At 69.4% G+C, this 10,212-nt stretch carries 9 protein-coding genes; 2 read left to right on the top strand and 7 right to left on the bottom strand.

The window, feature by feature from the left end:
* Nucleotides 1–136: 136 nt before the first annotated feature.
* From G6N14_RS19920 to G6N14_RS19910, 3 genes are all read right to left on the bottom strand, one after another.
* Nucleotides 137–820 (bottom strand): winged helix-turn-helix domain-containing protein, encoded by a 684-nt coding sequence (locus G6N14_RS19920; protein WP_046317457.1) that lies wholly within the window; start codon nt 818–820, stop codon nt 137–139.
* A 64-nt stretch (nt 821–884) separates the two neighbouring features.
* Nucleotides 885–2,054, bottom strand: a complete 1,170-nt coding sequence (locus G6N14_RS19915) for a sensor histidine kinase (protein WP_085136528.1) — start codon at nt 2,052–2,054, stop codon at nt 885–887.
* Nucleotides 2,055–2,184: 130 nt separating this feature from the next.
* The gene (locus G6N14_RS19910; RefSeq protein ID WP_085127627.1) at nt 2,185–2,934 is read right to left on the bottom strand and encodes a phosphoglyceromutase; all 750 of its coding nucleotides are present in this window, start codon (nt 2,932–2,934) and stop codon (nt 2,185–2,187) included.
* Nucleotides 2,935–3,169: 235 nt separating this feature from the next.
* Between G6N14_RS19910 and G6N14_RS19905 the strand changes: the two genes are divergently transcribed.
* Nucleotides 3,170–4,573 carry a wax ester/triacylglycerol synthase family O-acyltransferase gene (locus G6N14_RS19905; RefSeq protein WP_085136526.1) on the top strand — a complete coding sequence of 468 codons (1,404 nt, stop codon included), beginning with the start codon at nt 3,170–3,172 and terminating at the stop codon, nt 4,571–4,573.
* A gap of 3 nt (nt 4,574–4,576) precedes the next feature.
* On the opposite strand, the gene G6N14_RS19900 is transcribed toward G6N14_RS19905, so the two are convergent.
* Genes G6N14_RS19900 through G6N14_RS19890 form a run of 3 tightly spaced genes read right to left on the bottom strand, consistent with a single transcriptional unit; the run spans nt 4,577 to nt 7,726 of the window.
* The gene (locus G6N14_RS19900; RefSeq protein ID WP_085136525.1) at nt 4,577–5,086 is read right to left on the bottom strand and encodes a type III secretion system chaperone family protein; all 510 of its coding nucleotides are present in this window, start codon (nt 5,084–5,086) and stop codon (nt 4,577–4,579) included.
* Nucleotides 5,083–6,420, bottom strand: coding sequence for a D-inositol-3-phosphate glycosyltransferase (gene mshA, locus G6N14_RS19895; RefSeq protein ID WP_234808971.1), 1,338 nt, complete (start codon nt 6,418–6,420; stop codon nt 5,083–5,085). Before mshA ends, G6N14_RS19900 begins: the two co-directional genes overlap by 4 nt.
* A gap of 22 nt (nt 6,421–6,442) precedes the next feature.
* Entirely contained in the window at nt 6,443–7,726 is a 1,284-nt protein-coding gene (locus G6N14_RS19890) for an ROK family protein (RefSeq protein ID WP_085136523.1), read from the bottom strand.
* A 210-nt stretch (nt 7,727–7,936) separates the two neighbouring features.
* Here G6N14_RS19890 and G6N14_RS19885 point away from each other — a divergent pair, with 210 nt between their 5' ends.
* Nucleotides 7,937–8,710: an SDR family oxidoreductase gene (locus G6N14_RS19885; protein WP_085136521.1), complete on the top strand. Its 774-nt coding sequence runs from the start codon at nt 7,937–7,939 to the stop codon at nt 8,708–8,710.
* Nucleotides 8,711–8,861: 151 nt separating this feature from the next.
* Here the strand turns inward: G6N14_RS19885 and G6N14_RS19880 are convergent, their stop codons facing one another.
* Nucleotides 8,862–10,208, bottom strand: coding sequence for a L,D-transpeptidase (locus G6N14_RS19880; protein WP_179960906.1), 1,347 nt, complete (start codon nt 10,206–10,208; stop codon nt 8,862–8,864).
* Nucleotides 10,209–10,212: the final 4 nt, after the last annotated feature.

The following is a 10,212-nucleotide window of genomic DNA, read 5'->3' as shown; positions in this document are numbered from 1 at the left end:
TAGATGGGGCCCAAAGCTTTCATAGCCAACCTTGATTAAGGTTACCTTAAGAAGCCGGACGTCCAGCCCCGTGATCTTCGGCGACGAGAGCCCCGCTGAGCAAGTCGGAGACCCTGCGGACGCAATAGGTGCTGGTTCAGCCCTCTAGCTTGTAACCGAGCCCGCGAACGGTCACCAGGTGCACCGGGTTGGCGGGATCGGCCTCGATCTTGGACCGAAGTCGTTTGACGTGGACATCGAGCGTCTTGGTGTCGCCCACGTAGTCAGCGCCCCAGACCCGGTCGATCAACTGGCCGCGGGTCAGTACCCGGCCGGTGTTGCGCATCAGATATTCGAGCAGGTCGAACTCTTTGAGTGGCAAAGTGATCTGTTGGCCGTTGACCATCACCACATGCCGCTCGACGTCCATGCGCACCGGGCCGGACTCCAGGACACCCTCCCCGACGCCGCTTTCGTCGTCGCCGCCGCGGCGCAGCACCGCACGGATCCGCGCGATCAGTTCGCGGGCCGAATAGGGCTTCGTCACGTAGTCGTCGGCACCCAGTTCCAGGCCCACGACCTTGTCGATTTCGCTGTCACGGGCCGTGACCATAATCACCGGGACGCTGGAACGCGCACGCAGTTGCTTGCACACGTCGGTACCCGACATCCCCGGAAGCATGAGATCCAGCAGCACGATGTCGGCGCCGATCCGCTCGAATTCGGCCAGGGCCGCGGCCCCGTCGCCCACCACGGTTGCCTCAAACCCCTCTTTACGCAGCAGGAATGCCAATGGATCGGCCAGTGATTCCTCGTCCTCGACGATCAAGACGTGTGTCATCGGCAGTGCTCCTGTTCATCGCTGCGCTCGAGGCGGTCGACAGCGCGTGTCATGACTACTCCTTCTACTCGTGGTCCACACTGCCCTGGCATTCGGGAATCGCCAAGGTGAACGTCGATCCGGTGCCCGGCTGGCTCCACAGCGTGATGGTGCCGTTGTGGTTGGCCGCGACGTGTTTGACGATCGCCAACCCCAGCCCGCTGCCACCGGTGGCCCGCGAGCGCGCCTTGTCGCTGCGGAAGAACCGTTCGAACACCCGAAGCTGATCCTTGGGCGCAATGCCGATTCCTCGGTCGGTCACGGCGATCTCGATGAAGCCGTCCCGGCGGCGCCGGCTGATCGAGACCGGGGAACCGTGCGGTGAGTAGGCGATCGCGTTGGACACCAGGTTGGCCAGCGCGGTGACCAGCAGCGGTTCGTCGCCGAGCACCCGAAAACCGCTCGGGGCGTCGGTGGTGATCGTGATCTCGGCGTTGTCGGCGGCCACCTTGTGACGGGAGATCGCCTCGTTGACCACCGCGTCGACATCGACGACACCCAGATTCGGCAACGGGTCGGCGCCCTGGAGCCGGGACAGCTCGATCAGTTCACCGATCATGCTGGCCAGCCGGTTCGCCTCCATCAGCACCCGCTCCGCGAACGGCCGAACCGCCTCGGGGTCATCGGCCGAGGCCAGCAACGCCTCGGCGAGCAGGCCCATGGCCCCCACCGGGGTCTTGAGTTCATGGCTGACATTGGCCACGAAGTCGCGGCGGCTGGCTTCCATCCGGGCCTGCTCGGACTGGTCGTCGACGATCACCACCGCGAACCGGCGGTCCTCCTGCGATAGCAGCCGCGCGTAACCGCGCACCGCCGACAGGTCCGCCCGCGTGGCACCGGGCGCCCGTTTTGCCACCGACAGGTCGAAGACGACGTCTTCCTCCCCGGCCAGTGCACGTTGGGCCGCGGCCCAGGCCTCGTCGTCGAGCAGCCTGCCGTGCACCACACCGAGCTGGGTGGCGCGCTCGTTGAGATAGACCACGTCACGGTGGGAGTCGACCACCACAATCCCCAGCGAGGCATGCGAGACGATCTGCTGCAACATCTCCGCGACGGTGATCCCGGACCGTTCGGTGGCGGCCCGGCGGCGCCGCTCGGCCAGCCGCGGCGTGAGCCATACGCCGGCGGCCACCCCCGCAACGAGCGCAGGAATCGCCGACGCTGCAGCGAGCGTCAGCGCTGAGGTCGCAGCCACGGCCAAATCGTACGCAGTCTGCGCCCCTCAGTTGACTGCCGTTCGACTCCGACGTGCGCGGAACGTGAATTCAACGCGAAGATTTCACCCGTTCTCCACCCCGTATTCACGCCGGACCGGCCCACGTCCGCTACTTGGCGCCCTGACTGGCCACCGCCGCGGCACCGGCGGCCGCCGCCTCGGGGTCCAGGTAGACGCCGCCGGCGACCTTCGGCCGCAGGTCGGCGTCCAGGTCGTAGCGCAGCGGGATACCGGTGGGAATGTTCAGGCCGACCACCGCCTCATCCGACATGCCGTCGAGGTACTTCACCAGCGCCCGCAAGGAGTTGCCGTGCGCGGCGATCAGCACCGTCTTGCCGCACCGCAGGTCCGGGATCACGACATCGGTGAAATAGGGCAGGAAGCGGGCCACCACATCGGCCAGGCATTCGGTCAGCGGCCCGCCGCCGATGTCGGCGTAGCGGGGGTCGGTGTCCTGGCTGTACCGGCTGCCGGCCTCGATCGGCGGCGGCGGGGTGTCGTAGCTGCGCCGCCACGTCATGAACTGATCGTCGCCGTAGCGGGCCTTGGTGGCGGCCTTGTCCAGGCCCTGCAGCGCGCCGTAGTGACGCTCGTTGAGCCGCCACGTGCGGTGCACCGGAATCCAGTGCCGGCCCGCGGCGTCCAGCGCCAGGTTCGCGGTGGTGATCGCCCGTCGCAGCAGCGAGGTGTAGAGCACGTCCGGCAGCAGCTCGTGCTCGACCAGCAACTCACCGGCGCGAACCGCCTCAGCGCGGCCCTTGTCGGTCAGGTTGACGTCCATCCAGCCGGTGAACTGGTTGCTGGCGTTCCATTCGCTTTCCCCGTGGCGCAGCAGCACCAGAGTGGCAGTGTCAGACATGGGCGTCAGTGTCTCACGGCGGCCCCGCCGGACAAGCCGGGGCGGCGTCGGGCAACCCACCGGTGGCCTCGGTCCGATCGAGTCCGCGGGCGGCTGGTTTGCCTGCCATTGGCCCACCGCTGCTGAGGCCAATGACCCTGCCGCAGCGCTGCCCGCGGCGATAGCGTCATGGGGTGGCCTGAGATTCCCGCGCCGCCGGCCCGCAGCGCGACGGGCCGTCGGGGCGAGGTGAGCCATGAACGGGATGCGCCTGCTCGACGCGGCGATGATCACCGGGGATGCGCTGCTGCACCCGATCAATATCGGCGCGGTGATGATTCTCGCGCCGCCGCGAAACTCCGGCGAACACTTCGCCGACCGGCTCTACCACCAGACGTTGGCCCAACCGGTCGTCGTCGATCGGCTGTTCCGCCGCGTTCCGCACCGGAGCCCGGGTACCGGCGGTCTGTGGGTCTGGCGCGAAGAACGTGACCTCGACGTGGGGCGCCACCTCACGCGACGCACCCTGCCGGACGGCAGCGGCAGCGCCGAACTCTGGCAGCTGATCGGCACGCTGCACGCGCAGAGGCTGGACCGGTCGCGGCCGATGTGGGCAGCGTTTCTGATCGACGGGCTCGCCGACGGCCGACTCGCCTTCTACGTCAAGGCCCAGCACGTCATGGTGGACGGGGTCGCGGGGATGCGGCTGATCGGCAGTGCCCTGAGCACAGATCCTGATCGGCGCGCAATGCCGCCGTTCTATGCCGAACGAGACCACCCGCCGGCAACCGCCGGTGCCCGATGGGACCTGTCGGCACCGCTGCGGCGGCTGGCCGGCCTGGCCGGCTCCGGCATCACCGCCTTGGCACGCATCCCCGAAAGCCAGGCGTGCGCAGCACTGGCGATGGTCACCGGCCGCGCCACCGTCCCGGCGGTGGGCGCCCCGTTCACACCATTCAACACGCGGCTGGGACCCCACCGCGGCGTCATCGCCGCCAGTTGGGCCAAGAGCCGGATCCGGGCGGTGCAGGAGATCACCGGCACCACGGCCCACGATGTCGCCACCGCGGTTGTCGGCGGGGCGCTGCGCGACTGGCTCAGCGATCACGGCGACCTGCCGAGGCGATCGCTGGTTGCGTTCTGTCCCATCAGCGTCCGCGCCCATGACCCGGCAAACAACGGCGCCGGCAACCGCTTCGGCGCATGGTTATGCCCGATGGGCACCGACCTCGCCGACCCGCTGAAACGACTGCGGCGGGTGCACCGGTCGATGGTCGGCGGAAAGCGCTACGTCGCCCGGTATGGCTCCGCGGGATCACTGTCGCTGGCTGCACCCAGCATCGCCTCGACAATCGTGCAGGCCCTCGTACCGGCCGGCCCGCGGATCAGCACCGGATACAACCTTCCGATGTCCAGCGTGCCCGGTCCGGGTGCTGAAATGTACTGGAACGGTGCACATGTCGAAGAGATCTATCCGGTGTCGGCGGTCTTCGACGGCCAGACGCTCAACGTCACGGTGTGCTCCTATGCCGATCGCATCGGGATCGGCTATGTCGCCGACAGCGATGTGATGCCCGATATCGCAACCATGGTGTCGCGAACCGGGCGCGCCCTGAGCGAGTTGGAGTCGGCCGTCGGCGCGGGGCCGCCGCGCGGCTGACGGTCAGCTGCCCGGCTCGATCAAATGCTCGAACGCCCGCAGGTTCTTCAGGGACTGGCCGGTGGACACCCGCCACTCCCATTCCTTCTGGATCGAGGTGGCAAAGCCCAGCTCCAGCAGGGTGTTGAAGTCGAAGTCGACGGCTTCGAGCACCTGTCCGAGCACCCGGTCGATCTCCTCGGCGGTCACCGAACTCAGGGACATCCGGCCGACCAGGTAGATGTCGCCGACGTTGTCCAGCGTGTAGGCAACCCCGTAGAGCCGCCGGTTGCGCTTGAGCAGATACCGGTACACCCCCGCGTGATTCTCGTCGGGATTGCGGCAGACGAACGCCTCGACCCGCACCGAGTGCTCTCCCACGCTGAGGATGGTGTTGGTCTTGAGCTTGCGCTCGCCGGGCAGTTCCACGACCAGGCCCGGCAGCCCACCGTGCGAGCCCGGGGTCGGGGTGTAGGTCAGCTCCGCCGCCCGCAGGGTGGTCTCGACGAGCTCCTGGACTTCGTCGCGGTTCACGCGCGCGCTCCCCGCCGTATCGGCCAGCGGCGGGCGCGTCGCGCCGAGGTGAGCACTCGCATCCGCGCACCCCGCGCGGATGCGAAGTCTTCGATGGCCTGGGAGTAGCTGGCCAGCTGGGCGTCTACGGTGCGCTCCCAGGAGAATTGCGCCGCGTGCTCGACCGCCTCCCGCCGCATCGCCCAGCCGCGGGGGCCGCTGCCCAGCCGCAGCAGCTCGTCGAGCGCGGCCGCCCAGGCATCGATGTCGTGCCCGTCGACCAGTCGGCCGGTGACGCCGTCTCGGACCGCCACCGGCAAGCCACCCACTTTCGCGGCGACCACCGGTGTGCCGCACGCCTGCGCCTCCAGCGCCACCAGGCCGAAGGATTCGGAGTAACTGGGCACCGCCACCAGGTCGGCTGCCCGGAACAGGTTCGCCAGATCGTCACGGGACTGCGGCGGCAGGAATGTCACCCGGTCATCGATACCCAGTTCGGCGGCCAGCCCAACCAGGCTGCCCGGTTCCGCCAGCCCGATGCTCCCCGAGGGGCCGCCGGCCACCACCGCCCGCATCCCCGGCAGCTTCGCGGCGGCCCGCAACAAGATGTCGGGCGCCTTGAGCGGCTGAATGCGTCCGACGAACGCCACGATCGGTTCGTCGGCCGGCAACCCCAGCGCCTGTCGGGCCGCCCGCCTGTCCCCGGGCCGGAACACGTCCAGATCCACCCCCGGGTGCGCCACGTCGATGCGGCGCGGGTCGGCGTCGTGTAATGCCACGAGTTGGCGTGCTTCGTCTTCGGTGTTGACGATCAGCCGGTCCGCGGCGTCGACGACCTGCTGTTCACCGACCGCGCGCAGCGGTGGCTCGGGGGCGTCTCCGGCAGCCAGGGCGGCGTTCTTGACTCCGGCCAGGGTGTGCGCGGTGTGCACCAGCGGGACCGCCCAGCGGTCGGCGGCCAGCCAGCCCACCTGACCGGAGAGCCAATAGTGCGAATGCACGACGTCGTAATAGCCGGCCTCGTGGGCGGCCTCGGCGCGCAGCACCCCGGCGGCGAACGCACACAGCTGGGTAGGCAGGTCGTTCTTGTCCAGGCCCTCGAACGGCCCGGCCACCACGTTGCGTACCAGCACCCCGGGCGCGACATGCTGCACCGGCGGGTCCGCCGATGACGTGGCCCGGGTGAACACTTCGACGGCCACTCCGCGCCGCGCCAGATGCAGGGCGCTTTGCAGGACGTAGACGTTCATGCCGCCCGCATCGCCGGTGCCGGGCTGGGCCAGCGGCGAGGTGTGGACCGACAGCAGCGCTACCCGGTGCACATCGGATCTGACGCCTCCAACCCCGTACCCCACCCAGTCATCTTGACAGGTTCGGTCAGGCGGACACTTCGGGGACCACGCGGGCGACCGGTCCGCGGGAGCGGCGCATCGCGCCGACCGGATCGGCGTAGAGCCCGCCCAGGGCCACTGTGCCCGCGCCGGCCTCCTGCACCCGGTTGCCGAACGCCGTGACCCGGATGCTGCGCGGCGGCAGCACCGAGCGCTGCCGAAACGCCCGTTCCACCTCGGCCACACCCTCCGGGTACTCGGTGAATCCCTGTCCACCGACCACCAGGTCGTCGGGGTTGAGTACGTCGCGCAGCATCGCCACCGCTTCACCCAGGACGCGGGCGCGCTCGGACAGCAGCGCCGCTGCCCGCTCGTCGCCGCCGCGCGCCTCGCGCACCAGCGTCGTCACCGCCGCCGAGACGGCGCCGCTGCCTTCCGGCAGCAGCCGCAGCCGGCGAGCCGCAGCCAGCACCGCCTCGTCGCTGACGGTGGTCTCCAGATGCCCTGTTCCCCCGAGCAGCTCCGAGAAGGCCGGCAGGCCGGCGATGGTGCCGGGGCCGCTGGCCGGGCTGTGCACCCGGCCGCCGATCACCAGGGCGTAGCCGACCGTTTCCCGGGCGTAGACATAGAGGCTGGTGGTGCTGTTCGACGTGGACCGCCGCCCGCCGAAGAGCAGCTCCGCTCCGGCCATCGCGTCGACATGGGAGGCCACCGACACCGGCAGCCCCAGTTCCTCGGCCAGCACCGGTCCCACCGGCGCGGCGGTCCAGCCCAGCCGCGGGTGATCGACGTGGCCGGTGGCGCCGTCGACCGCGCCACCGATCGCCACCCCCACCCACAGCGGGCGACGCTTCTGCCAGCGGGTCAGATACCGGCTGGCGCTGGCGGCCAGCGAGGCCAGTGCGCGCGCCGACCCGTTGTTGGGCGTCGGGGTCTCGACGACGTCGAGAGTCCGGCCTAGCAGGTCGGTGGCCACGATGCTGGTGGTCTTGGCCCCGATGTGCAGACCCAGCGTGAGGAACGGCTCGTGGTTGACCACCACCGGCCGGCGCGGCCTTCCGATGGCACCGGAGGTGGCCAGGTCGGCGCGCTCCAGCAGCAGACCGGCCTCCAGCAGGGCGCTGACCTGCCGGTTGACCGTGGCGACGCTCAGCGAGGTGGCGCCGGCAATGGCCTCTCGGGCGACCGGGCCATGCTGGCGCACCGCAGCGAAGACCTCAGCACCCGCACTGTCGGCCAACTGCAGGGCCGGAGCCAGCACCCGCGGATGAGAGCGGGTCCGCGCGGGCCGGTGGCTGGGAAGGTGAGCGGTGAGAACGGTAGTGCGCACGAGGGGTGTCCTTGTCTGAAAGAAAAATCCGAATCAGGGCCGTTTGCGCCTTCGACCCGGCGGACTCTCCCAAGGAGCGCTACTCGCAGCAGGTCAGGCGCAGCAACAAGCGCGACAACACGCGCCGTGGGCGACCAGACAGACCGCTGTCAGAAAGCGGGCACTGCGAGACATAGCTGAGAATCTATCACGGTCACTAAGGTTGGTGCGATGAAGACACTCGCAGGCGACCGTCGTATTGCCGTGGTGACCGGAGCCAGCTCGGGTATCGGCGAGGCAACCGCGAAAGTTCTTGCCGGACAGGGCTTTCACGTGGTCGTCGCCGCGCGGCGCGAGGAGCGGATCGCCGCACTGGCCGAGGAGATCGGCGGCACCGCGGTGGTGACGGATGTCACTGACCCGGGCGCGGTGGCCGCCCTGGCCCAGATCTGCGAACACCTCTGCGATTCGCTGTCGGGGTCGATCAACGTACTGGTCAACAACGCCGGCGGCGCCAAAGGCCTGGCTCCGGTGGAGCAGGCCGACCTCGAGCATTGGCGCTGGATGTGGGAGACCAATGTGCTGGGCACCCTGCACGTGACGCGTGCGTTGCTGCCCCACCTCGTCGCCTCCGGCGACGGCCTGGTGGTCACCGTGACCTCGATCGCCGCCTTCGAGATCTACGACGGCGGCGCCGGCTATACCTCGGCCAAACACGCCCAGAGCGCGCTGCACCGCACGCTGCGCGGCGAGCTGCTGGGAAAACCGGTGCGGCTCACCGAAATCGCGCCCGGCATGGTGGACACCGAGTTCTCCCTGGTGCGCTTTGACGGCGATCGCGAGCGCGCCGACGCCGTCTATTCCGGTCTGACCCCGCTGAGCGCCGCCGACATCGCCGAGGTGATCGGGTTCGTGGCCTCCCGGCCGCCGCACGTCGACCTCGATCAGATCGTCATCCGCCCGCGCGACCAGGCGTCGGCGACCCGGGCTAGCCGCCGGGTCTGATGCGGCGGCCCAGCTTCGCCTCTCCTGCGTCGAGCCTCGCTAGCCGCCGGGTCTGATGCGGCGGCCCAGCTTCGCCTCTCCTGCGTCGAGCCTCGCTAGCCGCCGGGTCTGATGCGGCGGCCCAGCTTCGCCTCTCCTGCGTCGAGCCTCGCTAGCCGCCGGGTGCCGGAGTAGCGGCCCGCGTGGTCGTCGGCGTGCCCGACAGCGTCGGCGCGTCGGTCGGGGTGGCCGGCGCCGTACTGGGCAGCGTGGGCCGGCCCGGCTCGGCGGCCGACAACGCAGACATCGAAACCCAGGTGTCCCAGTCCACGGCCCAGTCCCAGATATCCCCGTCGGCGTAAGAGAGCTGGATCGAGCTGCCGGTCACCTCGACCGGGTCGCCGTAGACGGCGCTGTAGAAGTACTGCTCGGCATCCTCGGTCGACAGGTTGATACAGCCGTTGGTCACGTTGGTGTTGCCCTGGGCGCCCGCACTGGCCGGGTTGGCGTGGATGAACTCCCCGTTGTTGGAGATCCGAACCGCCCAGCGCTCGTGGATGTTGTTGTAACCGGCGGCCGGATTGGACATGTAGAAGTCCGCGTACTTCTCGGTGACCACGTGGATGCCGTTACGGGTGATGTTGCGGGGCTTGTCGGCCTGGCCGTAGCTGCAGGGGAAATCCATGATCACGCCCTCGTCGCGGATCACCTGGATGCGGTGCGAGGAGACCTCGGCCCGCACCACTTGGCGCCGCCCGATCGAGAAGTCCAGGGACATGTCCTGCGCGCCGTAGGCGCCCTCGCCGAACGCGAGGCCGTACAGCTTGGCGCTGACATGGACGGTGGTTCCGGTCGGCAGGTAGTCGCGGCTGCGCCAGTGCACCCGGGCCCCCTGCACCTCGTCGGGAAGCCAGGCCCAACCGCCCTCCACCGGGGGCTCGGTGACGACGGTCAGTGCCCGCTCGACGGCTGCCTTGTCGGCGATCGGAGCGTCGAACTGCAAGATCACCGGCGCGGCCACTCCGACCGTCTGCCCATCGGCTAACTGAAAGCCCCCGTCGATGACGGTGGTGGGCGCAACGGTGGTGATCCTGCCGCTGACCGGCACCGCCTTGCCGTCGTGGCCCACCACCGACCCGCTCCAGGTGTAGACGGAGTCGTAGCCGAGCGGTTCGGTGATGCTGTAGCGGGTGCGTTCCCGGTTGAACGTTCCGGCCAGCACCTTCCCGGCCGGGCTGGTCAGGGTCACCCGCTGAAACCAGCCGTCGCGGACCGAGGCGCCGACCTCGGCGGTGGGCAGCACATCGGTCACCGCGCCGTCGTCCAGCGCGGGCTCGAAGGTCAGGGTGGGCTCCGCCGGCGGCGCGTTCCCGGCGTTCTTACCGGACCGGCTTGTGCATCCGGCCAGCGCGGCCGGCGCCAGCACCCCGGCAGCCAGCGCCGCCAATGCGTGTCGCCGGTTCAGGTCCACGGCATCCCAAGATACCGGCCCGGGGGCCTGACCACCTGCGATGCTGATTACA

The organism is Mycolicibacter hiberniae (genome assembly GCF_010729485.1).
Taxonomy (GTDB): domain Bacteria; phylum Actinomycetota; class Actinomycetes; order Mycobacteriales; family Mycobacteriaceae; genus Mycobacterium; species Mycobacterium hiberniae.
The sequence above is the reverse complement of the archived record's forward strand: the minus strand, read 5'-3'. Positions and strand labels throughout refer to the sequence as shown.

What these genes read in the sequence shown, in the direction of transcription:
- G6N14_RS19920 (WP_046317457.1), bottom strand. Translation starts at nt 820, where the DNA reads ATGACACACGTCTTGATCGTCGAGGACGAGGAATCACTGGCCGATCCA.
- G6N14_RS19910 (WP_085127627.1), bottom strand. Translation starts at nt 2,934, where the DNA reads ATGTCTGACACTGCCACTCTGGTGCTGCTGCGCCACGGGGAAAGCGAA.
- G6N14_RS19905 (WP_085136526.1), top strand. Translation starts at nt 3,170, where the DNA reads ATGAACGGGATGCGCCTGCTCGACGCGGCGATGATCACCGGGGATGCG.
- G6N14_RS19885 (WP_085136521.1), top strand. Translation starts at nt 7,937, where the DNA reads ATGAAGACACTCGCAGGCGACCGTCGTATTGCCGTGGTGACCGGAGCC.